Raw genomic sequence first — 25,920 nt, forward strand, 5'->3', positions numbered from 1 at the left:
ACTTTACATAAGTGATGCTTGAATGAACATGATTCCTTATGAAATGTGCTATAATGAGGAAAGACTCCTGAAATAGGAGATATGGATGTCCGTGAAGTGTGACATATATGAAAATTGATTACTATGTAAGAATTATGGAGGAAAAGTATGACTCAATATACCCCTATGATACAGCAATATTTAAAGGTTAAGGCAGACTATCAAGATGCCTTTTTATTTTTCCGATTAGGTGATTTTTATGAAATGTTCTTTGAAGATGCGGTTAAAGCAGCTCATGAACTTGAAATTACATTAACGAGCCGAGATGGTGGTAGTAGTGATCGTATACCGATGTGCGGTGTACCACATCATGCAGCTAAAAATTATATTGAACAACTTGTTGAAAAAGGATATAAAGTAGCTGTTTGTGAGCAAGTGGAAGATCCAAAAACAGCTAAAGGTGTAGTACGCCGTGAAGTAGTACAACTAATTACGCCAGGAACGATGATGGAAGGGCGTACTATTGATGAGAAAGAAAATAACTTCTTAGCAGCATTAACACATTTTGAAGATGGATCGTATGCTTTAGCTTGTAATGATTTAACGACTGGACAAAATACAGTAACGTTGTTAACAGGTTCAGTAGAAGATATTTTATTAGAAGTGTATGCAACTGGTTCAAAAGAAATTGTTGTAGATTCTACATTTTCAAAAGATGAATTAAATAAATTAACTGCAACATTAAAAATGACGATTTCGTATGAAGATGCAACAACGATTCCGGAAGGGTTAAAACATCTTGTGAAAAACGTTTCGCAAGCAAAGTTAATTAAAGCAGTTGGACGTTTATTTAACTATGTAATAAGAACGCAAAAACGTTCGTTAGACCATTTACAACCAGTGGAAATTTATTATACGAATCAATTTATGAAAATTGATGTGCATTCAAAGCGAAATTTAGAGCTGACAGAAACACTCCGAACGAAAGAAAAAACAGGATCATTATTATGGCTATTAGATAAAACGAAAACAGCTATGGGTGGTCGTATGTTAAAACAGTGGATGGAACGTCCGCTGATCCAAAAAGAAAAAGTAGAAGAGCGTTTAGAAATGGTTGAAACATTTGTAAATGATTACTTCTTACGTGAAGATTTAAAAGAAAAATTAAAAGAAGTATATGATTTAGAACGTTTAGCAGGGAAAGTTGCATTTGGTAATGTGAATGCACGGGACTTATTACAGTTAAGACGATCTTTACTTCAAGTACCGGCTATTTTAGAAGCGATTAGTTTGTTAGATAATGCTTATGCAGCAAGGTTAATTCAAGGTGCGGATCCATGTGAGAGCTTAACTGAATTACTAGGAAGAAGTATTCAAGAAAACCCACCGCTTTCTATTAAAGATGGAGATATTATTAAAGACGGTTATAATGACAAGCTTGATCAATATCGTTACGTTAGTAAAAACGGGAAAACGTGGATCGCTGAGCTTGAAAAACGAGAGCGTGATATTACAGGAGTTAAATCGTTAAAAATCGGGTACAACCGTATTTTCGGCTACTACATTGAAGTGACGAAGGCGAATCTTGCAGCGCTTCCAGAAGGCCGCTATGAGCGTAAACAAACGCTTGCTAATGCGGAACGTTTCATTACAGATGAATTGAAAGAAAAAGAAACATTAATCTTAGAAGCAGAAGAGAAAATTGTACAATTAGAATATGATTTATTTACAGCGCTTCGTGAAGAAGTAAAAGTATTTATTCCGAAATTACAACATTTAGCGAAAGTAATTAGTGAATTAGACGTACTGCAAAGTTTCGCGACAGTTAGTGAAGAAGAACAGTTTGTAAAACCTGTTTTAACAACTAAGCGCGAAATCTTTATTAAAGATGGTCGTCATCCTGTCGTTGAAAAAGTATTGAACGGGAAATTGTATGTACCGAATGATTGTATTATGCCGGAGAAGATGGATGTCTTTTTAATTACAGGACCGAACATGTCTGGTAAAAGTACGTATATGAGACAATTAGCACTTGTAACTGTTATGTCACAGATTGGTTGTTTCGTACCAGCAACAGAAGCGGTATTACCTGTATTCGATCAAATCTTTACGAGAATTGGTGCAGCGGATGATTTAATTTCGGGTCAAAGTACATTTATGGTCGAAATGTTAGAAGCGAAAAATGCAATTGCAAATGCATCAGAAAGAAGCTTAATTTTATTCGATGAAATTGGACGCGGTACATCTACGTATGATGGTATGGCACTTGCACAAGCAATTATTGAACATATTCATGACCAAATTGGTGCGAAAACGTTATTCTCTACGCATTATCATGAATTGACGGTGCTAGAAGAAAGTTTAGGACAATTGAAGAATGTACACGTTTCAGCTATTGAAGAGAATGGAAAAGTAGTATTCCTTCATAAAATCCAAGATGGAGCAGCTGATAAAAGTTACGGAATTCACGTTGCGCAACTTGCGGAGCTTCCAGATAGCTTAATCGCTCGTGCGAAAGAAGTGTTAGCGCAACTAGAAGGACAAGAAGAAATTATTATTCCAAAGCGTACAGAAGTGAAAGTACAAGAAGTGGCTCCAGAACCAGCTGTTGTAAAAGAAGAACCAGCAGAAATACAAGAGACGAAAGTAGAGACTGAGGAAGAATCGCAATTATCATTCTTTGGTGGAGAACAGTCTTCGAAAAAACAAGACAAGTCAGTTCTAGATGCAAAAGAAACGGCAGTACTTGCGCAAATTAAAAAAATTGATTTACTTGATATGACACCTTTAGAGGCGATGAACGAACTGTATCGCTTGCAGAAAAAGTTAAAGAAAGGATGAGTAAGTAGATGGGGAAAATTCGCAAACTCGATGATCAACTCTCTAACTTAATTGCGGCAGGGGAAGTAGTAGAGCGCCCTGCCTCAGTCGTAAAAGAACTTGTGGAAAATTCTATCGATGCGAATAGTACATCTATTGAAATCCACTTAGAAGAAGCTGGTTTATCAAAAATTCGCATCATTGATAATGGGGATGGCATTGCAGAAGAAGATTGTATCGTCGCTTTTGAACGACATGCGACGAGCAAAATTAAAGATGAAAACGACCTGTTTCGCATTAGAACACTCGGTTTCCGCGGTGAGGCATTGCCGAGTATTGCCTCAGTTAGTGAATTAGAATTAATCACTAGCACAGGTGATGCGCCTGGTACACACCTTATGATTAAAGGTGGAGACATTATAAAGCAGGAGAAAACAGCGAGCCGAAAAGGAACAGATATTACAGTACAAAACTTATTCTTTAATACACCAGCGCGTCTTAAATATATGAAAACCATTCATACAGAGCTTGGGAATATTACAGATATCGTGTATCGTATTGCAATGTCACATCCAGAAGTATCATTAAAGCTGTTTCATAATGAAAAGAAATTGCTTCATACATCAGGAAATGGTGATGTAAGACAAGTACTTGCATCAATTTATAGCATTCAAGTTGCGAAGAAGCTTGTTCCAATTGAAGCTGAATCTTTAGATTTTACAATTAAAGGCTATGTCACATTACCAGAAGTAACGAGAGCATCTCGAAATTATATGTCAACGATCGTAAATGGTCGTTACGTTCGAAATTTCGTATTAATGAAAGCCATTCAGCAAGGATACCATACATTACTGCCAGTCGGACGATATCCAATCGGCTTCTTATCGATTGAAATGGATCCAATGCTTGTTGACGTTAACGTACATCCAGCGAAATTAGAAGTTCGTTTTAGTAAAGAACAAGAATTACTAAAGCTTATCGAAGAAACATTGCAATCGGCATTCAAAAAAATACAGCTCATTCCAGATGCAGGTGTAACAACGAAGAAAAAAGAAAAAGATGAAAGTGTGCAAGAACAGTTCCAGTTTGAGCATGCGAAGCCGAAAGAGCCATCTATGCCAGACATTGTTTTACCGACTGGCATGGATGAAAAACAAGAAGAACAACTGGCTGTGAAACAGCCAGCACAACTGTGGCAACCGCCGAAACAAGAATGGCAACCACCACAGTCGCTCGTAAGGGAAGAACAAAGTTGGCAGCCATCTACTAAACCGATAATGGAAGAACCAATTCAAAAAGAGAAATCGTGGAACAGTAACGATGAAGACTTTGAATTAGAGGAATTGGAAGAAGAAGTTCAGGAAATAGAAGAGATTGAAATGAACGGTAATGACTTACCACCGCTTTATCCAATTGGACAAATGCACGGAACATATATTTTCGCTCAAAATGATAAAGGCTTATATATGATTGACCAACATGCCGCGCAGGAACGTATTAATTATGAATACTTCCGGGATAAGGTAGGAAGGGTAGCGCAAGAAGTACAAGAACTACTTGTACCATACCGTATTGACCTATCTCTTACTGAATTTTTACGTGTCGAAGAGCAACTAGAAGAACTGAAAAAAGTTGGACTATTCTTGGAGCAATTCGGCCATCAATCCTTTATCGTCCGCTCGCATCCAACGTGGTTCCCAAAAGGTCAAGAAACAGAAATTATCGACGAAATGATGGAACAAGTTGTCAAACTAAAAAAAGTGGATATTAAAAAGTTACGTGAAGAAGCAGCCATCATGATGAGCTGTAAAGCATCCATTAAAGCAAATCAATATTTAACGAACGATCAAATATTTGCTTTACTGGAAGAACTACGTACAACAACAAACCCATATACATGCCCGCACGGAAGACCGATTCTTGTGCATCATTCTACTTATGAGTTGGAGAAGATGTTTAAGAGGGTTATGTAGGGATACTGTTCATAGAGAAAAAATGGTTTCTTGTTATTTTAATAAAATATAGAGTGAAATAAAAAGGAGCGATAGTAATAAGTCGCTCCTTTTTAATATAATTCTTTTCCAACTATATTTTTAAAAAACATTTATAAACTAGAGATAACCAGATAAGCTCAACCTATTTGTACTTTATATGTGTTTTCTCAATTTTTTTGTAAGGAAAGAGGCTTTTAATTTACAGATTTATCAGAATTATGTAGAGTGTAGATAAAACTATAAAATGGGGTGTTCTTTATGTGTACGAGTTTGACATTACAGACAAAAAACGGTCAGCATCTTTTTGCAAGAACGATGGACTTCACATTAGATTTGAATCAAGAAGTAATAATCATTCCTCGACATTACCAGTGGAATAATATAACTGGTGAAATCATTAATACGAAACATGCTACGGTCGGAATGGGAATTAATCATCAAGGAAGGATCATTATGGCGGACGGAGTAAATGAAGCAGGTATGACATGTGCAACACTATATTTTCCAGGATTCGCTACTTATAGTCAAAGCATAGATGACAACAAGACGAATCTGGCTCCATTTGATTTTGTGACTTGGAGTCTGACACAATTCAATTCTGTCAAAGAGTTAAAGAAATCTGTGGATAGCCTTACCTTTTTGGATATACCATTACCGGATTTAGGACTTACGCCACCACTACATTGGATTTTAGCGGATAAATGGGGAGATTGCATTGTACTGGAGCCGACAAATGAAGGATTAAAAATGTATGATAACCCACTAGGAGTGATGACGAATAGTCCGGAGTTTAATTGGCATTTGCAAAATTTAAGACAATATATTGGCCTTAAATCGCAGCCATTCGCGCCAACTGAGTGGAGTAACTTACCATTAAGTGCTTTTGGTCAGGGCTCAGGTTCAATGGGACTTCCAGGGGATTTCACCCCGCCATCAAGGTTTGTGCGAGCAGCATATGGCAAACAAAACATTCAAGGTATAGATAGTGAAGAAGAGGGAGTATCGGCCCTATTTCATATTTTATCAAATTGCGAGGTTCCTAAAGGCGGAGTAATAACAGAAGAAGGTGCATTAGATAATACCATATATACAAGCGTAATGTGTATGGAGTCCGGAACATATTATTATCATACCTACGATTGTAGACAAATTATAGCCATTCATTTATTTCATGAAAATTTAGATACAGATGAGATTAAAGCTTATCCGTTCCAACGGAAACAAAAAATATTTTATGAAAACTAAGTAGCTTTGAAACAACTTTTAGTAAATTTTTAAATATATATAATAGAGCAATAATGGCCAATATAATTGTTGGGTGCTTCTTTAACTTTGTGATTTATCATAAATTTACTCCTTTCTTCAATTACGCCAACGAGTAAATTTATGCTGGTAGGAGCATTGGCTAAGAAATTTATTTTTAATTAAACTAGTTTTTATTTTTTCTAGAGGAGCCATTAAAGTGCTACTAGGTAAAATAAATATGGGCGTACTTTATTTATAAATAGTAAAGAACAAAAAGGTATGGAAAATATCCATACCTTTTTTGTTCTTCCATTATCTATGTATAAAAAAGCGCTGTATATCAGCACTTTTTAAAAGTACATGAGTTGTATAAGAAAAATTGATTTATTACCTATAACTATGCAAGGTCTAAAATATAGATTCTTATTCAATTAATTGTTATAAGGGCCTATAAGGTTATTTGTTTTTATTATTATTAATTTTTTCCGTATATAACACCTGTTCTTTATAGTGTTTTTTAATTGGGAAAGTATGTGTACCAGAGCCGTTTTTGAAAGTTTTATTGATGGGGTTTTTTAGCGGGATTGTTGTAGTTTCAGTAAATTCATATGGGTAGTTTATTTTAGATTTATCTTCAAACATGAAAATGCCTCCTTTTAGGATTTCCTGAATTCTTTACTATAACATGATATGCATATAGATTTTTTTGGGACTAGTTATTTATAGAGGTTAATGGAATTAAATTACGTAACTACTGAAATATTTCAAAGGAAAACAATGTGAGAAATATATGATAATGCTTCTTTTATTTATTAGGGAAGGGAATAATGAATATATATTCGTTATAAATTGTTTTTATAATATGGGTTTATATAGACTTTTCCTGATAATATAATGCGGGAGATTATAGTGTTATTAGGTTATTAGGAACATTTAATGCTGTTTCATAACTGAAAGGAAATTGAAAAAAAACTGAAATTTTTCTCATAAAAATTCAATCTAACTTGAAAAATGAAAGGAAAATGAAATTTTCCAAAAGATATTCTTTGTTAAGATAAAAAGCATACATACAAAAAGTATTGACATATCTTAAAAATGTATTTTCAAGATATAGTGGGGGAAAAGATGAGAGTAGAAAAACAATTAATAAAAAAGATGTATTATGAAACATTCCTAATGGAGAATGAAACAAAACCACCTATTGATGTACTTGGAGAAGCTTATGTAAACGAAGAAAGAAATGAGATTTCTGATGGATCTTACATTCGTTTTGCACAAGGTGAATTTTATTATCGCCATCAAGATTTTGAAGCAGCTATTTTTAAATGGGAAAAAGTTAATAATGAATTAGCACCATGGGCACAAAAAAATATTGCCGATGCTTATTTCGAGCTTAATCAATTACCAGTTGCTGAAAATGTTTATACGTCCATTACTACTGATAATATAATATTGATGACGGAGATTAGATTACAATTACTTTCTCTTTACATAGAGCAAAATAATTTTGACTCTGCTTTCGCTGTTATTAAAGAAGCAGTTTCTTTAAATCCGGATTATCCAAATGTCACAAAAATTGCCCGTTCCTTTTATGAGGAGCAGCAAGATTTTGATAGTGCAGTAGAGCTTGCTGTGAATGAGTTAATTCGAACAGAATCTTATCCGTGGTTTGAGGTTTTAAAAGGATATATCGATAAAAGATTTACTAAACATATTTCACCAGATTATTTTTATGAAGTATTAGTTACGTTAAATAATGTAGATCAAGTACAATTTACGCAAATGGTTTCATCACTTTGGAATAGTTATAAAAACGAACAAAATTACTTATCATGGCTTAACACAATAAATGAATTTTTCTTACATATTGAAATACATTCGTCCGATATATGGGACAAAATTTCTTCTCTTTACGAAGGAACGTACTTTGAATTAATTCAAGGTCAATATATGCTTAAACAATTGCACGATATCATTCCAAACTTGCTAACAAATTGGTTAAAGGTTGTCAATCCATCTTATGCTGTATTTCCATCTGCAGCTGTATTGGCATGGGATGAGATTTTCCCTTCCGAAATAGATTCAGCAAATATAAAACATGCTGAAAACCTGTTGTTATATTCTATTAATCATGTGGATGGCTTAGAGTATAGTTTGCATCTTTTTGAATCTATTACAGAGTGGGCACAAAACCATAATATAGAAATGGGTCACCGATTTAGATGGTTAGTTGGCGAGCTCGCAGATTTAAGCACAAATCGCATTTTAGTAACGGGAACTTCAGGAAACGGAAAAACTACATTTATTAACTCTATAATAGGAGAAAATATATTAGAAAAATCAATTTCAAATGTAGTAGTTTTAAAAAATGATGCGCATACAGAAATTAACGCCATAACAGACTCAGCAATTACAACAACGGAAGATGTCTCTGATTACCATAATATAATGTCTCAGCACCATCAAACATATAGAGATAGAGCATGTGTTGAATTTAAATTACCATGCAGATTTTTAAGTGAAAATAAACTTACATTTGTAGTTACACCTGGATTTAATAGGAATAACGATACTAGAGATGAGGTATTCGAATATTTAAATTCTGTAGACGAATTACTATTCGTATTGAATGCGGATTCACCTTTTACTGACAAAGAACGTGATATTCTATTAAGCATTCAAGAACATACACCAAATTTACAAATTCATTTCTTATTAAATAAAATCGATAACATTTACAGTGATGCAGAAGTGAAAAGAGTATTACATGATACGCAAGCGAGAATAAACACATATTTCCCGCATGCGAGAATTTTCCCTTACTCTTCGTTATATACAAGTAGTCAACAATTAAATGATTTAACTGAGTTTATTCATTTTAACTTTAATCATAAAAATGTCGATGCAGAACGTACGGAAAAGCTATTGTTTTTCATTCGAAAAACAATTACATATCTATTGGATAAACGCGTTGAGAAAGAAAACAATTTAGTGGATTCTATTCATTGGAATGAAGATATGCTAGTGAAACTAAATGGTAGCAGTAATAATCTTACTACTTTTGAGAAGGAAAAAATTCATTTCATTACACAGTCATATCGTACAATGAAAACGGAAATTACGAATGAACTTACTGAAAATATTCCGAAGATATTACAGAGTTGTTCAGATTTAATTAGTGAAGAAAGCGATTTCGGGCACATTGATACGGAACTAAATAAAGCGATGAATGAAAGAGTACATAAATATTTAGAACAAACTGTATTACCTAATTTTGCTCTTTCTATGAAAAATTGGATTGCGATTTCTAATAATGAGCTCCTTCAAAGTCAATCGTACTTAGAAGAACTTAGTGAAGGACTTAATTCTTTATTTGGAGAAAATCGAATACAGTTAGAATGTGATTTTAAAGTGCTTGATGACTGGCGCAGAGATACTGACAGAATGACGACTAGAATACAAATGGATGAAGTAAATATTTTACGTCGCTTTACGCCAGCACAATTTTTACTGAAAAGTGCCGGTAAATTATTTGGAGTTCTTCCTAAAAACAAAGGTATGCTATATAACAAATACAAACAGTATGTAGAAAATGAAGATTATACTGAGGTAACGGCTTCTATTATGAAGAAATTTTTCTTGCAATTTGAGCTATTTGAAAACACGCAAGAGCGGGATATTAACATATTCTTTAGGAATCCATTTAACTCCTTGAAACAAGCTGTAGAAAATACTCATTTAGAAATACAAGAAAAACAAGAGATGTTACATAAGATGAAATCACAACCTGAAGTTTATCATGATTCTATCATGCTCTTTGAATTGAGATTACGTCAATGTGAAGTAATTTTAAATATAGGTGATGATCATACCTATACAGATGTAACTTTAGAAACAAGCGTAGAATAAAAGTAAAATATACGAGGTTTTTATATGACATTGCATCATATGTTATACGATAGTAAAAGGGAGCAACTTATTACAGTTGCTCCCTTTCATATTTAGATTATTTTTCAGTCTCTTTAATTTTAGTTTGTACTTCGCCAGTTTTAATTTTATTACTTTCTGAGAAACGTAATAAATCGCCTTCAATAATTTTGTCAGACATTCGTAATTCATTTTGTGCACGGTTAATGAGTGCTTGTGCTTCTTTTTTTGGTAAATCTACAATTTCACCTGTTATGCGGTCATAGAAAGTGTTGTTTGTGTATACATACTTCTCTGTAATAAAGCTACCATCACGTAAAACAACAAAACCGGTATATTCATCTGAAAACATATCATGACCAAAACGGATATCGTTCGTAGTATTAATCCCTAATAAATTTAGAATAGTAGGTTTTATATCGATTTGCCCCGTAGGTTTTGAAATCGTTTGACCTTCTGTTTGGCCAGGCATATGAATATATAAAGGTGTGCGTTGTAAATTTAAAGTATCAAATTCTGTTATTTGATCTTTTTCTAAAAACTGTGCCATTGCACGATTGTGTTTTTCAGAAATACCATAATGATCACCATACAACACAATAATAGAATCATCATACATTCCCTCGGCTTTTAAACGCTCAATAAATTTTTTAATTGATTCGTCTAAGTAACGTGCTGTTACGATATAACGATCAAATACGCCATTACCAGAGTTGTATGGTTCAATGAATTTTGTATCTTCATCATAAGTAAATGGATAATGGTTCGTTAAAGTAAGGAAACGAGCGTAAAATGGTTGGTCAACAGTTTTTAATATATCTACTGATTGATCAAAGTATTCGATATCTTTTAATCCCCAATTTAAATTTGTTTCGGGCGTAATTTTGTAATCAAGTTCATTATAGTAACGATCATAACCGAGAGCAGAGTACATAATGTTACGATTCCAAAATGTTGCGTTATTCGCATGGAATACAGAAGTGAAATAACCTTGCTGACGTAAAATCTCTGGAGTCGCAGTATAATCATTGTTACCGTGCGTGAAAAATACAGCTCCTCGATTTAATGGATACAGCGACGTATCGATTAGAAATTCAGAATCGGACGTTTTTCCTTGCCCAGTTTGGTGGAAAAAGTTATCGAAGTAATAGCTTTCATTGATGAATTCATTCAAGAATGGTGTAACTTCTTGACCGTTAACTGATGCGCCTATTAAAAAGGTTTGCAGGGATTCAAGAGTGACAACAATTACGTTTTTTCCTTTCGCTGCACCAAACATGTCAGGGTTTGGCTCACTTTGGTTTGCCTTTACGTAGTTTTCAGTTTCTTGTAATTTACTACTATCAGCAAGTGCTTTTTGTGATCCTGCTTTTACTTGCAGTGTTAAATCATATATTTGATGAGTGTATAGTCCTAAATTTTTAACAAGCATGACTCGGTCGAATGATCTCGTTAATAGTTCAGGGCGCTCTTTTTCTGCAAGGTGTAGATTCGCAAAAAATACACCAATCGTTAAGAGAAAATATACGAAGCGTGCCGGATGAGTTACACGTCCGGTTTGGAAGACTAGTGCCTTCTTCTTTAACAAAATAAAGAAGAAAATAATGTCTACGAATGCGAGAATAATTTTGTAGTTCAATATTTCTATAATACTGCCGCCTAATTGGCCAAAGTTTGATGTTTGTCCAAGTACTGGTAACGTAACGAAATCACTATAAAAATCATAGAACATTACATTCCCAACAAGTACGATTGTTAATAAGAGATTAATACATAGCGCTATATAATTTCGCTTTTCACCGGTTGCAAATAATGCTAATCCGACAAAAGCTAATGATGCAGCGAGAGGGCTAATAAACAAAATAAGCTCTTGTGTAGAAGACTCAATTTTTAAATCAAAACTGAATCTTGTAATAAGATATGTTTTTAACCATACTGTTAACGCAATTATTAAAACAAAGCTTATATTTTGCATTTGTAAATTAATTTTATTTTTCATTTTTACACCTTCTTTATACGATTTATTTAACTTGTGTTATATATTATATTTTCATAACTATTAGAGTGTAATGAACCATTTAATGGTTTCTAAAGGTAACAATATGAAGTATTCATATACGTACAATAGGGAATTTTAAAGCGCAAATCTATTTTTGGAAATAGAACAGAAAAAGTCATAGTTGTAGTAAAAAATACTTATAGACATCCTAACATATTAAACACTATAGTGATGTTACAAAATATCGAACAAATGAAAGTGGAAATGAATAGAGGCTTTTAAAACGGTTGACATTCAATTTGTTAGAATTGAATGTCGATAGTTTTACCATACATAGTTATGTTAAATATGTATCTCGTAAAATCCCGATTTTTGGTGGGATAATCATTAGCGGGGGAAGGACAAGGTACATAAATAAAGCGTTATGGAAGTTAAAATATTTGATTGCTATCTTAATGAAAGAAATTAAATATGAGATAAATATTTTCCAACATACAACCCACTTGCAGCAGCTTGAGATAATGAATGAGTGACGCCTGAACAATCTCCAACTAAAAATAGTCCATGCACACTTGTTTCAAAATGGTTATTTATTTTTATCGTAGGAGCATAGAATTTTCCGTCAATTCCATATAATAAAGTATCTTTATCGATCGGTTCTTGGATGAATTGTTCTAAACGTAATAAAAATTCTTTAAGCCCTTCAATATATAATGGAGGAATTTCTGTATGCAAATCGCCATAATCTCCTTGTAGTGTAGGCTGTATACGGTTATGTTTCATGCCTTTCTCTGTTGTAGGTTGTTTATTTAGTAAGTCCTCTAAGCGCTGTATAACAATTCGATCTCGTCCTTGGTTAATGCTTTTAATAATTGAACTTGCGTATACATTTGCTTCTTTGAGAGTTGAAAAATAGCGCGGGATAAATAAAGTGAAATTTAAGTTAGGTGTGCCAGTTCCTTCCTCTCGAAAATTTTGACCGTCAGGCATAACTAAACCTTCTTCGTACTTTCTAATGATGCGTCCTTTCGGATTCATACAGTACGTAGTTGCTGTGAATTGTTCATGCTCATAAGAAAGTTTTGTCTCAAATGTATCTTTTAATATAGAACGTAATTGGTGTTCTTTCATCTCTACTCTAATACCTAAATCTACACGAGTTTGTTCCTGAGAAATATTTAGAGAAGTGCACATTTCTTTTAACCAATCCGCTCCGGAACGCCCAGTTGCAAACACTAGTTGCTTAGATTGAACTATTCCTTCATTTGTCTCTATTGTAAAATGATCTTTCTGTTTCATAATATGTTGTACATCTATATGAAATTGAATATTTATTTTCGTAAGTAAAAATTCATAGAGCTGCTGAAAAATGTCACTTGAAAGGGTAGTACCAAGATGTCTTACTTCTGTTGTTAGCATTTGTAAACCACACGTTTCAGCTCTCTTATTGAGATTTGGATTTTCTGTAGAGTATTTTGAAACAGAACTTCCTCCGAACTGACATAGAATTTCATCTACTTCAGCCATGAGTTGAATAAAGCTTTCTTTACCGACTTTTTGCTCAAGTTCTCCGCCAAATCCGTTTGTATAATTAAATTTCCCTTCAGATTTTCCTAAACCGCCAAACCCAAAATATTTATCACATGTAGTACAAGTACACACTTTTCCTTCGTCTAAAGGACAATGGCGATCTTCTAGCGCTTTACCTTTATCAAGAATTAAAACCTTTTTGTTACTTTTAGCCAGTGAATAAGCCATAAAAATGCTACTTACTCCAGCACCGATAATTGTAACGTCATACATATTTTTCCACCTGCTAACGAATAGTTTGTTTTTATTTTTCTAGTGTATAACAATTTTATGAAGTTAAGAAATAGCTTTTATTAATAAAGAGGGAGTTTTTGAACTTGATGCTTTTTTAATTTCTCGGAGTGGTGGGATAAATACAAATGTTTTTATTTGAAAGAAGAAATAGTTTTAAATAATCACTATGTCATATGATTAATAAAATCTAACATATAAAGAAACAGACCTTTCAAGTGAAGAGGTCTGTTAATGATTTCAAATGTTATTTAGCAAACAGATGGTTACCAATTACTGCTACTGTTTGACGTGTCGTAATCCATTTGTCTGTTGATGTTTTTGGATTATAGAAATAAAGCCAATCAGAATGTATGCCATTTGTGGAGATAGCTTCTTCTACTGCCATTTTTGCTTCTGGGCTTGCAGGCTGATTAATTCTTCCATCTGTAACAGGAGTAAAGGCATATCCGTATTTAATAGGTTCATAAATAACGCCTGTTATTGTATTTGGAAAACCTTTTGCGTTTACACGATTTAGTATAACTTTTGCTACAGCTACTTTACCTTTATAGGATTCGCCACCTGCTTCAGCGGTAACTAAGCGTGCCATTAAGTCTTTTTCTTTTTCTGAAATGCTTGAGTTAATTTTTAAATGTTGTCCTGTATAAAGCTTGTTTCCGGCTGTATTGTTAATTTGTTTTATAGATTGAACGGTAACATTGTAACGCTTTGCTATCGTTTCTAATGAATCTCCCTGTTGTACTTGATAAATAATTTGTCTAGAAATGTTCGCAGGTTTGGGTTTGGCATTTTGACGACCGGTGATTTCATTTGAGTTCGTGGCCCCTGGAATATTTAACTGTTCACCAATAAAGGTTTGATCGTTTCCTTTATTATTAGCCTGTTTAATGGATTGTATTGAAACCCCGTATTGTTTACTAATGCCCCAAAGTGTATCATTCTTTTTTACTGTATGAATGGTAGATGCTTCAGCTGTACTTTGATGACATACGAATGTAATTGCAGCTGCAGATATAGGGATTATATGTTTTATTTTTAATAATTTCATTGTAAATCCTCCTAGCAAAAATAAGGTGAAATTGTTAAGTAATATAGTTCAGAATGTCTATACATAATATTTTAATATAAGTATATTAGCACGTATAAAATAAATAATCATCATAAGTTTCTTATTTATGTAGTGTAGAGTCCGAATATGAAATATTGCATATGAAAATACATTGAAGTTCATATTGCTGATTACTATAATCTATTTAGTAGAAAGGGAATATGTTATATAAATAAAATCATTATAGATTAATATAATGATTACATATTATTAATAGGAGGAGTGATGTAATGAATATATTTAAAAGAATATCTGTTTCAGCTGTAATTATTTCAATATTTTTAGGAATAGGGGACACGGTCAATAGTGTAAAGGCTGATTCTATAGAACAGCAGAGTAAATTAGGGATAGAACAAGAAACAGATAAGCAAATCATTGTAAAATTTAATGCGGATTTGAAATTACCATATGAAGATGGTATTGAAAAACAGATACAAGCTCAAGCAAGTGATAAAGTACTAGAAGATCTTTTGGTAGAATATCCAGATGTAACATTCACTCGTTTATTCACATCTGTAAGTCCAGAAGAAATACAAGACCTTGAAGTGAAAGCACCCAATAATGTATCTACAAGTTTATTAAACTACTATATTCTTCAAACTCAAAATGGTGAGCAGAAAGAGGAACTAGTAGATAAGTTAAAGACATCTTCTTTAATAGAAGATGTGTATATGCAGAAGCAAGAAAAAATAACGCCACCGGAAGTGCAAATATCAAGTGTAGCTCTTAGTCCTAATAACAATCCTAGATTTAAACAACAAGGTTATCTTGAAGCAGCACCATACGGTATTAATGCGCCTTTCGCCTGGGGAGTTCAAGGCGGTAATGGAAATGGTATAACTTTTGTTGATATGGAATATGGATGGCTATTAAATCATGAGGATTTAGTACATCAAAATATTGAATTAATGTCTGGAAGAAATATAGATCAGCATGTTGGACATGGGACCTCTGTACTAGGAATTGTATCCTCCGAAGATAATGAAGTGGGGAATATTGGGATTGCGCCAAAAGCGAAAGCGAAAGTGATTTCTCAAATAAGAGATAACGGACAATATAATACAGCTGATGCGATATTAAGTGCTGTAAATCATTTAGAAGCTGGGGATGTTTTATTATTAGAGGCACAAGCTTCCTTTGATGGATATGGTGATAAATATTTACCTGTTGAAGTACAACCAGATATCTTTGATGCAATTCGTGCTGGTACAGATAAAGGTGTTGTAATTATAGAGGCTGGAGCAAATGGGTGGAATGATTTAGATCAATTTAAAGATAGAAATGGTAAACAAGTCTTAAATCGTAATAGTAAAGAATTTAAAGATTCAGGTGCAATTATGGTAGGAGCGGGCTCTTCATCTTTCCCTCATGAGCGTATGTGGTTTTCAAATTATGGAAGTCGGATTGATGTGTACGGGTGGGGAGAAAATGTAGATACAACTACAGCCGAACAAAGTAGAAGTGCTGTAAATCTTTATACTACAAGCTTTAGTGGAACATCTAGTGCGTCGCCAATTATTGCTGGGGCAGCGACTTTAGTACAAAGCATTGCTAAAAAAAATTTAGGACAACCGTATAGACCAAGTGAATTAAGAACGATATTAAGTAACCATAACACTGGAACGAAATCTAAAAATCCATATGCAGATAAAATTGGTGTTTTACCAGATTTGAAGTCTATACTAGTAAACTTAGGGTATGAACAAAGAGAACTGAACGGTGGGAATGAGTTACAAGTAACAGAAAATGAACCAAATAATGAACCTAGACAGGCAAATAAAGTTAACTTTCATACACCAATGAAAGGAACACTAAATAATCGTGATAAGGTAGATGTATTTACTTTCCAAATTGACTCACCAGAAAATATTAATATTTCTCTACTAAATGAACAAAACATTGGAATGACATGGGTACTTCATCATGAATCAGATTTAAACAACTATGTAGCATATGGTGAAAATGAAGGGAATGTAGTTAAAGAAACTTATAATGCAAAGCCAGGTAAATATTATTTATATGTTTATAAGTATGAGAATAAAGATGGTTCATATATATTGAATATAAAATAAACGAAAGGAACTTCAGATGAAGTTCCTTTAAATTTTTCTAATTCAGTATATGTGAATGATTTTTTAACTTTACTTCTATGCAATATTTCATATTGATGAAATGTTATTTATTTTTTACTCACCAGATTATATTATATTCAATAAGTTTGATATAAAACAGAAAAAGGAGGAATAATAATGAGCAATAAGAAGTTTATTTTGAAATTATTCATATGTAGTATGATATTTATCACATCTGTATTTACTTTACACGATAAGCAAGTCGTTGCAGCTAGCTCTGTTATTGAACTTGAAAATTGGTCAAAATGGATGCAACCTATACCTGATAACATCCCGTTAGCACGAATTTCAATTCCAGGAACACATGATAGTGGTACGTTTAAATTACAAAATCCAATAAAGCAAGTATGGGGAATGACGCAAGAGTATGATTTTCGTTATCAAATGGATCATGGAGCTCGCATTTTTGATATAAGAGGCCGTTTAACAGATGATAATACGATAGTTCTTCATCATGGGCCATTATATCTTTATGTAACACTGCATGAATTCATAAACGAAGCGAAACAATTTTTAAAAGATAACCCAAGTGAAACAATTATTATGTCTTTAAAAAAAGAGTATGAGGATATGAAAGGGGCAGAAGGTTCATTTAGTAATACGTTTGAAAAAAATTATTTTGTTGATCCTATCTTTTTAAAAACAGAAGGAAATATAAAACTTGGAGATGCTCGAGGGAAAATTGTACTACTAAAAAGATATAGTGGTAGTAATGAATCTGGAGGATATAATAATTTTTATTGGCCAGATAATGAGACGTTTACGACAACTGTAAATCAAAATGTAAATGTAACAGTACAAGATAAATATAAAGTGAGTTATGATGTGAAAGTAAAATCTATTAAAGATACGATCAAGGAAACGATGAACAATAGTGAGGATTTAAATCATCTATATGTTAATTTTACAAGCTTGTCTTCTGGTGGTACAGCATGGAATAGCCCATATTATTATGCCTCTTATATAAATCCCGAAATTGCGGCATATATTAAACAAGAGAATCCAAAAAGAGTTGGTTGGGTGATCCAAGATTATGTTAGTGATAAGTGGTCACCGATTCTCTATCAAGAAGTTATAAGAACTAATAAGTCACTTTAATTTTCACCATAATTTCATAGAAACAATGTAACGCTATTAAAAGTCTTGTGGAATTCCCATAAGACTTTTTAGTATTGGATATTATGAGAATCAAAGTTCTTTGAATAGGTTTATATAGTTAATATAATAATTTAATGCAGTTATAAAATCGACACAAAAAAATGTCGATAAATGTCGAATATTATTGTAACATAAAACATATAAGTATAATATACAGATGAGGTGGAATTGTTGTCTTTTATTAAAAATAGTAAAATTGGAACGAAATTAAATGTGTTAGTCATTATATCGAGTTTGGCTTGTATCATGTTATCTTCTCTAGGGTTTTTAGGGCTTCAAAAAGGTGAAAATACATCTTCTAGTATGTATGACGAAAGGCTATTACCAATTGAATGGATAGGAACTGTAGAATCAAATTTTTACCATGTTAATATGAATTTTATGGAGATTATGATATCGAAAGATGAAAAAAGAATGAAAGAACTAATAACAGAAATGGATAAGACTAGGAAAGAAAATGATGAGTTATTAAAACAATTTGAAACTAGAATTAGTTCTCATAAAGAAAAGGGCTTGTATAATGCATTTCAAAGTCAATTCAAAGATTTAAGAATACAAATGAAGAAAGCACAGGATTTGGGACTGACTAATAATGAAGAAGCTTATAGCTATTATTTAAAAGAAATTGAGCCTAATATGGGAAAAACAATTCAGTCTATCCGTGAACTTATTTTATATAATAATACCGCGGCTGAACAACTACAAAAAGAGAATATCAATAGTGTGAAAAATACAATAATAACATTTGTAATTATTTCATGTGTTGGAATCATAATAATTATTTTTATTGGTTTTATAATAAAAAATACTATAAAAAAACCAATTGTATTATTACAAAAAGATATGGAACGAGTATCTGCTGGAGATTTAACAATTCGAACTTCTTATAAATCCGAGAACGAATTAGGCCATATTGTACAATCCTTTAATAGTATGTTAGATAACTTGCAACAATTAGTCGGTCAGGTGAAGGTTACAGCAAAAGAAGTGATTATTTCAACTGAAAATATGTTACAAGAGACAAAAACGGCAGCACATATATCAAACGAGGTTGTTCGAACTACTTCTGAAATAAATAAAGAAATAGAGGGACAGGTGACTAGTATTCAAGAAAGTTCAACTGCGATGGAAGAAATTGCAACTGGAGTTCAAACAGTAGCTGAATCTTCAGCGATGGTTGCTGAAGTTGCTGTTGCAACAATAGACCAAGCAAATTCTGGTAGTGAAGTTATAAAACAATCTATTCGTCAAATGAATAGTGTGAATGAAGTTGTCGAAGAAACTTCTAAGGTCATTGATAGACTTGTTACACGTACACAACAAATTGAAGAAGCGCTAGATATTATTACTAATATTGCAGAACAAACGAATTTACTGGCCTTAAATGCTGCAATTGAGGCGGCACGCGCCGGAGAAAATGGAAAAGGATTTGCAGTAGTTGCAGCTGAAGTAAGAGGTCTGGCTGAGAAATCTAAAACGTCTGTAAATGATATAAATAATTTATTACATTTTATACATCAAGATACACAGGATACAGTTCATGTAATGAAAAAAGGTCAACAACAGGCTAGTGGTGGTAAAGAAGCAGCATATAAGGCAGAACTCGCATTTTCATCTATTATGCAAGATATTAATAGAATAACGTCCCAAATTCAAGAAGTGTCTGCTGCCACAGAAGAAATGTCTGCTGGGACAGAAGAAGTGAATGCCTCTTTATCAATAGTCTCTGAAACTGCAACACAAGTCTCGCAAGAAACGAATCGAACGGTACAATCAATTCAAGCACAAGCCACATTGATTCAAGAAATAACGACGAAATCTAATGAAATGAAAAAGAAAGTCGAAAATTTAGAAATGCTAATTTCACAATTCATTATTGAAGAATAAGTTTGTTAACATTTATCAGTAGTATAAACTTTAAGATACTCAATATAGTGCTGCGTTGCACAATTTGAAAAAGGACCTTTATAGGTTCTTTTTTTGTAAATGGTGTGAATGCTATGTTTAATTATAGTGAAAAATAGAAATTTATTATATAATAACCATTTAAATTTGTACCTATAAATTTTATATGTAATAATGAATTTGGTTTATTCTAATGAAATGGAGGTATATACTATGAAGTTTCCACATGATTTTTTATTCGGAGCTGCTTCAGCTTCTTATCAAGTAGAAGGTGCATGGAATGAGGATGGAAAAGGTGTTACGAATTGGGATGAGTTTTCAAAAATTCCTGGCAAAACATACAATGGAACAAATGGTGATGTAGCGGTTGATCATTATCATCGATATAAGGAAGATGTTCGTTTAATGGCTGAGATGGGATTGGAATCGTATCGTTTTTCGATTTCTTGGGCGAGAATATTGCCGAATGGAGATGGAGAGGTAAATGAAAAAGGCATTAAATTTTATAACAATTTAATTGATGAATGTTTAAAGTACGGGATTGTACCGTTTGTCACTTTATATCATTGGGATCTACCATTACCGTTAGAAAAGGATGGTGGGTGGACGAATAAACGAACAGCAGATGCTTTTGTAAAGTATGCCGAAATTTGCTTTAAAGCATTTGGTGATAGAGTGAAACATTGGATTACTTTTAATGAAACAGTAATGTTTTGTGGATTAGGCTATTTAAAAGGTGCACATCCACCAGGAATAAAAAATGATGTTCCAAAGTATTTTCAAGCGACTCATTATGTATTTTATGCACATGCGAAAACAGTTGCGGTGTACAAGCAGCTGAAACAATATGGGGAGATTGGGATTACACATGTTTTCCTACCTGCTTATAGTGTGGATGATGAAAAAGAAAATATACTAGCAGCAAATCATGCGAATGAATATGAAACGTATTGGTATTATGATCCAGTTTTAAAAGGTGAGTATCCACCTTATGTTGTTCAACAATTAAAGGAAAAAGGGTGGACTCCTAATTGGACGGTTGAAGAATTAGAAATCATTAAACAAAGTGCCGAAAAGAATGATTTTATTGGCTTGAATTATTATCAACCAATACGAGTAGAAAGATACGATATGGATATAAAGAGCGATGAGCATTCTCGAGAAAACTCAACACTTGCTCCAGGTAATCCTTCTTTTGATGGTTTTTATCGCACAGTAAAAATGGATGATAAAACATATACAAAATGGGGATGGGAAATATCTCCCGAAGGTTTCTTAGATGGATTGCATATGTTGAAAGAGCGTTACGGTGACATAAAGATGTATGTAACGGAAAATGGACTTGGTGATGAAGATCCAATCATTGAAGGAGAAGTTGTAGATGTTCCGAGAATTAAATTTATTGAAGAGCATTTAAAAGTAATAAAGCGTGCAATTGAAGAGGGAATCAATTTAAAAGGTTATTATGCATGGTCAGTGATTGATTTATTAAGTTGGTTAAATGGGTATAAAAAGCAATATGGCTTTATTTTTGTCGATCATAATGATAACTTAAAACGTAAGAAAAAACTTTCGTTTCATTGGTATAAACATGTGATCGAAACGAGAGGAGAAGAGTTATAACAGATAAAAGAGTATTTTAGGAGAAAGTGTATGAGTGCAAAGTATAAACAAATTGCAGATGTGTTAGAGCAAAACATTCGAGATGGGCTTTTTAATGAAACGAAAAAACTACCTACAGAAGAAGCTTTGATGAATCGGTTTGAAGTAAGCCGTAATACGATACGTAAAGTAATTAGTCAGCTTGTAAATAGAGGTTATATTTTTCAAGTGCAAGGTAGTGGTATGTTTTTACGTGAAACTTCTGTAACAGATTACATTAATTTAGGAAGTTTACGTGGATTAACGAAAAATCTCGTTTCGCAAAATATTGAAACGAAAGTGTTAGAGCTTGAAGTAATAGATGCGGACGAAGATATAGCAAAGCGGATGCAATGCGAAGCTGGAACTAGGATATATTTTTTGAAGCGTTTAAGAATTGTAGATGGTAAACCATTCTCTATTGAAGTAAGTTATTTCAAAAAGGATATTATTCCATATTTGAATAAAGAAATAGCATTAAGCTCTGTATACAGTTATTTCATTGAAGATTTACGATTAAATATTGGCTTTGCCGATAAAGTTATTAGTTGTGAAAAAGTAAATAAAGAAAACGCGCAGCTGTTAGAATTAAATGAAGGTGATCCGGCGCTTCTTATTGAAAATACAGTATGTCTTGTAAACGGGACAATTTTCGAGTTATCTCAATCGATGTTTCATTATGAAAAGACTAAACTTTTAAATCGAATTAATTTCAAATAAAAATAGAAAATAATTTATCGTGTGAAAAGCAACTGAGTCCAAAGTGATCAGTTGCTTTTCATTTTTTAAAGTGGATGAGCAAAAAAACACAAAAGTGGTTGGTCCGTTTTTTGTAAACATCTATTATGATAAGAGAAGAAAGGTAGTATGTTATTAAAGTTTTAAAGAGGAAGTTCTTTATTAAAATAGATTGTCTTTAGAGAGGTGAAAATACAATGATTTTTGCAATTTCACTAGTGGTTATTATTGTAATTGGATCCCTGTTTGGGACCGTGTTAGTTGCACGAAATGTTGAGGAGAATTACGGCAAGTCTACAAAGAGAAATGTGAAAAACTTATCAACTATTTATATTCTTCTTCTTTTCGTACTACTTGTTGGGGTAACGTGGTATGCGGTAGTGATTTAATAGTTTTGAAAGAAAAAAGTTAATATTGTATATGATGGAGGAGTATGATTTTGATAAAAAATGAACGCCACGTTTTAATTGTTTTTCCGCATCCAGATGATGAGTCATATTGCGTGGCAGGTACAATTTTAGCTTATGCGCAGCGAAATGTTCCTCTTACTTATGTTTGCTTAACGTTAGGTGAAATGGGGAGAACGATGGGGAATCCTCCTTTTGCAACACGTGAATCATTAAATGTTATAAGAGAGACGGAACTAAAGAGGGCTACAAATATTTTAGGGATTAAAGATTTACGTATGATGGGATATCGTGATAAAACTCTTGAATTTGAAACTCCCGGAGAGTTAAGACGTGTAATACAAAAATGTGTAGAAAAAGTGAATCCTTCGTTAGTTATTTCTTTTTATCCGGGATATGCGGTTCATCCAGATCATGATGCAACAGGAGAAGCGGTAGCAGAGGCGTTAGCTAATATTCAGGAATATAAAAGGCCAACATTTTATGCGGTAGCTTTTTCGAAGAATCATGAAGCGGAAATAGGTCCTCCGCATTTTAAAAATGAAGTGAAAGAATATGTTCCCATAAAATTAGAGGCATTGCAAGCACATGCATCACAATTTGCGACGAAAGTAACGGAACTAAAAAGAGAGTATGAAGAAGGTGTACCGGAAACAGTAGAGTGGTTAGAAAAGGAACCATTTTGGATATATTCATTCAAAGATAAGAGTAAGTGACGTTATAGCTGAAGGTGATGAATATGTATTTTGAATATAAGAATAGGAAAATTTCTTACAATATAGAAGGGTCGGGCCCTGTTATATTGTTATTACACGGTCTTGGTGGGAACGCAAACAATTGGCTATATCAAAGGCAATATTTCAAAGAGAATTGGACGGTGATTTCTCTTGATTTACCGGGGCATGGGAAATCGGAAGGGCTGGAAATTCTTTTTAAAGAATATGCAAATGTATTGTATGAGTTATGCAGTTATTTAAAGCTACAAAAAGTAGTTATGTGTGGTCTTTCAAAAGGAGCTAGAGTCGGTATCGATTTTGCTATTCAATATCCAGGCTTTGTTTCTAGTTTAATTGTTGTAAATGCATTTCCCTATTTGGAGCCTGAAGATCGAAAAGAACGAATTGAAGTATATGATTTACTTAGCTTACACGATAATGGAAAAACATGGGCGGATACATTATTGAAGGCGATGGGAGTAGCAGATAATGAAGTAATTGTTAGGGGATTTTATCAATCTTTACAGTCTATTAATTCGGTGCATATTCAAAGATTATTTGCTGAATTAGTAGATTATGATCAAAGACCGTTTCTTTCAAATATTTCATGTCCTACTTTAATTATAAGAGGGGAAAATGATGATTTCGTTCCCGAGAAATATGTAAGAGAGTTTGAAAGACGTTTGAAAAATACAACTTTTATTGAGTTTAAAAATAGTGGACACTTACCTTATTTAGAACAGCCGACTAGCTTTAATATGACGGTAGAAAGATTTTTAAATCATGTAATTAATTAATACTATTATTAAAGTTAATACTGTTATTAGGGAATCAAGGATAGCTCGTTTTGAGAGGGGGCAACAAGGTGGAATGGAAACCAAATCGTGCAGATAAGACGCCTGTATATAAACAAATAGCGGATTATATGGAAAGGGGTATTTCTTCAGGTGAGTTTCCTTCTGACAGCAAGTTACCTTCTGAGCGTACGTTAGCGAAAGAATTACAGGTGAACCGGAGTACAATAGTAGCTGCGTATGAAGAATTAAAATCACTTGGAGTAGTAGAACGGCAAAAGGGAAGCGGAACAAGGGTCAATACAGATATATGGGGTGTCTCACATAAACGAATACCGAACTGGGGTAGGTACGTGGAGGATGGATCGTTCTTACCTAACGTACCACTCGTTCAACAAATTAGAACGGAAACACAAAAAGACGACTTAATTAATTTAGCGAGTGGTGAATTGTCACCAGAATTGATTCCGAGCGATAGATTCCGAACGATTTTGTCGGAGAAAACATTTATGGAAAACCTCGGTTATGACCATCCGCTTGGAAATGAAATGTTGAGAAAAACAATTGCAGCACATGTTCAGCAATATAAACAAATTGAAGCAGATTCGAATTCTATCCTTATTACATCTGGCGCACAACAGGCACTTAACCTTATCGTGCAATGCTTATTAAAACCAGGAGACGCGATTGCAATTGAAGATCCGTCGTATTGTTTTTCATTGCCGATGTTTAAATCTGCTGGCTTAAAAATATTCCATCTACCTGTTGATCAGCATGGAATGAATCCAGATGACTTAATTGATTTGCATAAAAAGCATCGTATTCGCATGGTATTTTTGAATCCAGATTATCAAAATCCAACGGGAACTGTGTTGTCATTAGCAAGGCGTAAAAAGGTTTTAGAGCTGTCTTCTGAATTTGGTATACCGATTGTAGAAGATGATCCGTATAGTTTAACTTCATTTAATGGAGAAGTGAATCCTACATTAAAGTCAATGGATCAAAACGGGAATGTTCTTTATATAAGTTCATTATCAAAAATTGTTGCATCAGGATTACGTATTGGCTGGGTAATTGGCCCTACGCGTGTAATAGAACGTTTAGCGGATGCAAAACAGCAAGTTGATTTTGGCCATAGTGTATTTACGCAGTGGGTGGCAAATCAATTTTTAGAATCAGAAGATTTTCATGCACATATTACAATGCTTCGTGAGCAATTGAAAGACAGAAGAGATGTGTTAATTAGAAAGCTTGAAGAAATATTAGGGGACCAGGTTGAATTTTTTGTTCCAGAGGGTGGAATACATTTATGGTGCAAAGTGCAAGGAACATTTGATGAATATCATTTATTAGGCGAATCTATACGAAATGGTGTAGCGTTTGTCCCGGGAAGTGTTTTAGGTACTAAAAATGAATATATTCGTTTTACTTTTGGGAGAGTAGATGTCGAACAAATTCAACTGGGAATTACGAGGTTTGCGGAAACGTTAAATGAGATCTCATAATAGTGATGCGTAATATTGAAATGAGGGA

The 25,920-nt window shown here is 33.4% G+C and carries 17 protein-coding genes; 13 read left to right on the forward strand and 4 right to left on the reverse strand.

The window, feature by feature from the left end:
- The first annotated feature begins 147 nt into the window (after positions 1 to 147).
- From mutS to RBB48_RS04910, 3 genes are all read left to right on the forward strand, one after another.
- Positions 148 to 2,820 (forward strand): DNA mismatch repair protein MutS, encoded by a 2,673-nt coding sequence (gene mutS, locus RBB48_RS04900; protein WP_306007434.1) that lies wholly within the window; start codon positions 148 to 150, stop codon positions 2,818 to 2,820.
- A gap of 8 nt (positions 2,821 to 2,828) precedes the next feature.
- Entirely contained in the window at positions 2,829 to 4,772 is a 1,944-nt protein-coding gene (gene mutL / locus RBB48_RS04905) for a DNA mismatch repair endonuclease MutL (RefSeq protein ID WP_097889681.1), read from the forward strand.
- A 279-nt stretch (positions 4,773 to 5,051) separates the two neighbouring features.
- Positions 5,052 to 6,038 (forward strand): choloylglycine hydrolase family protein, encoded by a 987-nt coding sequence (locus RBB48_RS04910; RefSeq protein ID WP_088064271.1) that lies wholly within the window; start codon positions 5,052 to 5,054, stop codon positions 6,036 to 6,038.
- Between the two features lie 456 nt (positions 6,039 to 6,494).
- Here the strand turns inward: RBB48_RS04910 and RBB48_RS04915 are convergent, their stop codons facing one another.
- Positions 6,495 to 6,680 (reverse strand): hypothetical protein, encoded by a 186-nt coding sequence (locus RBB48_RS04915; RefSeq protein ID WP_000461129.1) that lies wholly within the window; start codon positions 6,678 to 6,680, stop codon positions 6,495 to 6,497.
- A 483-nt stretch (positions 6,681 to 7,163) separates the two neighbouring features.
- Here RBB48_RS04915 and RBB48_RS04920 point away from each other — a divergent pair, with 483 nt between their 5' ends.
- A complete protein-coding gene (locus tag RBB48_RS04920; RefSeq protein ID WP_097908323.1) occupies positions 7,164 to 9,947 on the forward strand; it encodes a dynamin family protein in 2,784 nt (927 codons plus the stop codon).
- 97 nt (positions 9,948 to 10,044) lie between these two features.
- On the opposite strand, the gene RBB48_RS04925 is transcribed toward RBB48_RS04920, so the two are convergent.
- The 3 genes from RBB48_RS04925 to RBB48_RS04935 form a co-directional block, all read right to left on the reverse strand.
- The gene (locus tag RBB48_RS04925) at positions 10,045 to 11,964 is read right to left on the reverse strand and encodes an LTA synthase family protein (protein ID WP_306007435.1); all 1,920 of its coding nucleotides are present in this window, start codon (positions 11,962 to 11,964) and stop codon (positions 10,045 to 10,047) included.
- Positions 11,965 to 12,429: 465 nt separating this feature from the next.
- Positions 12,430 to 13,767 carry an NAD(P)/FAD-dependent oxidoreductase gene (locus RBB48_RS04930; protein WP_088064267.1) on the reverse strand — a complete coding sequence of 446 codons (1,338 nt, stop codon included), beginning with the start codon at positions 13,765 to 13,767 and terminating at the stop codon, positions 12,430 to 12,432.
- A 265-nt stretch (positions 13,768 to 14,032) separates the two neighbouring features.
- A complete protein-coding gene (locus RBB48_RS04935; protein ID WP_098190034.1) occupies positions 14,033 to 14,836 on the reverse strand; it encodes a cell wall hydrolase in 804 nt (267 codons plus the stop codon).
- A gap of 290 nt (positions 14,837 to 15,126) precedes the next feature.
- Between RBB48_RS04935 and RBB48_RS04940 the strand changes: the two genes are divergently transcribed.
- The 9 genes from RBB48_RS04940 (at position 15,127) to pdxR (ending at position 25,892) form a co-directional block, all read left to right on the forward strand.
- Positions 15,127 to 16,968: a S8 family peptidase gene (locus tag RBB48_RS04940; protein WP_306007436.1), complete on the forward strand. Its 1,842-nt coding sequence runs from the start codon at positions 15,127 to 15,129 to the stop codon at positions 16,966 to 16,968.
- 177 nt (positions 16,969 to 17,145) lie between these two features.
- Entirely contained in the window at positions 17,146 to 18,126 is a 981-nt protein-coding gene (locus RBB48_RS04945; RefSeq protein WP_306007437.1) for a phosphatidylinositol-specific phospholipase C, read from the forward strand.
- Between the two features lie 231 nt (positions 18,127 to 18,357).
- Positions 18,358 to 20,073, forward strand: coding sequence for a methyl-accepting chemotaxis protein (locus RBB48_RS04950; protein ID WP_088064264.1), 1,716 nt, complete (start codon positions 18,358 to 18,360; stop codon positions 20,071 to 20,073).
- Between the two features lie 231 nt (positions 20,074 to 20,304).
- On the forward strand, positions 20,305 to 21,714 hold the full coding sequence (locus RBB48_RS04955; protein ID WP_306007438.1) for a GH1 family beta-glucosidase: 1,410 nt from the start codon (positions 20,305 to 20,307) through the stop codon (positions 21,712 to 21,714).
- A 30-nt stretch (positions 21,715 to 21,744) separates the two neighbouring features.
- The gene (locus RBB48_RS04960) at positions 21,745 to 22,452 is read left to right on the forward strand and encodes a GntR family transcriptional regulator (RefSeq protein WP_046956514.1); all 708 of its coding nucleotides are present in this window, start codon (positions 21,745 to 21,747) and stop codon (positions 22,450 to 22,452) included.
- A gap of 215 nt (positions 22,453 to 22,667) precedes the next feature.
- A complete protein-coding gene (locus tag RBB48_RS04965; protein WP_000575326.1) occupies positions 22,668 to 22,859 on the forward strand; it encodes a hypothetical protein in 192 nt (63 codons plus the stop codon).
- Positions 22,860 to 22,912: 53 nt separating this feature from the next.
- Complete coding sequence (gene bshB2, locus RBB48_RS04970; RefSeq protein ID WP_306007445.1) at positions 22,913 to 23,593, forward strand: bacillithiol biosynthesis deacetylase BshB2; 681 nt, start codon at positions 22,913 to 22,915, stop codon at positions 23,591 to 23,593.
- Positions 23,594 to 23,616: 23 nt separating this feature from the next.
- Positions 23,617 to 24,390 (forward strand): alpha/beta fold hydrolase, encoded by a 774-nt coding sequence (locus tag RBB48_RS04975; RefSeq protein WP_088122944.1) that lies wholly within the window; start codon positions 23,617 to 23,619, stop codon positions 24,388 to 24,390.
- A gap of 68 nt (positions 24,391 to 24,458) precedes the next feature.
- Positions 24,459 to 25,892 carry a MocR-like pyridoxine biosynthesis transcription factor PdxR gene (gene pdxR / locus RBB48_RS04980; protein ID WP_048545917.1) on the forward strand — a complete coding sequence of 478 codons (1,434 nt, stop codon included), beginning with the start codon at positions 24,459 to 24,461 and terminating at the stop codon, positions 25,890 to 25,892.
- Positions 25,893 to 25,920: the final 28 nt, after the last annotated feature.

This window comes from Bacillus sp. MMSF_3353, assembly GCF_030733445.1.
GTDB classification, from domain to species: Bacteria; Bacillota; Bacilli; order Bacillales; family Bacillaceae_G; genus Bacillus_A; species Bacillus_A wiedmannii.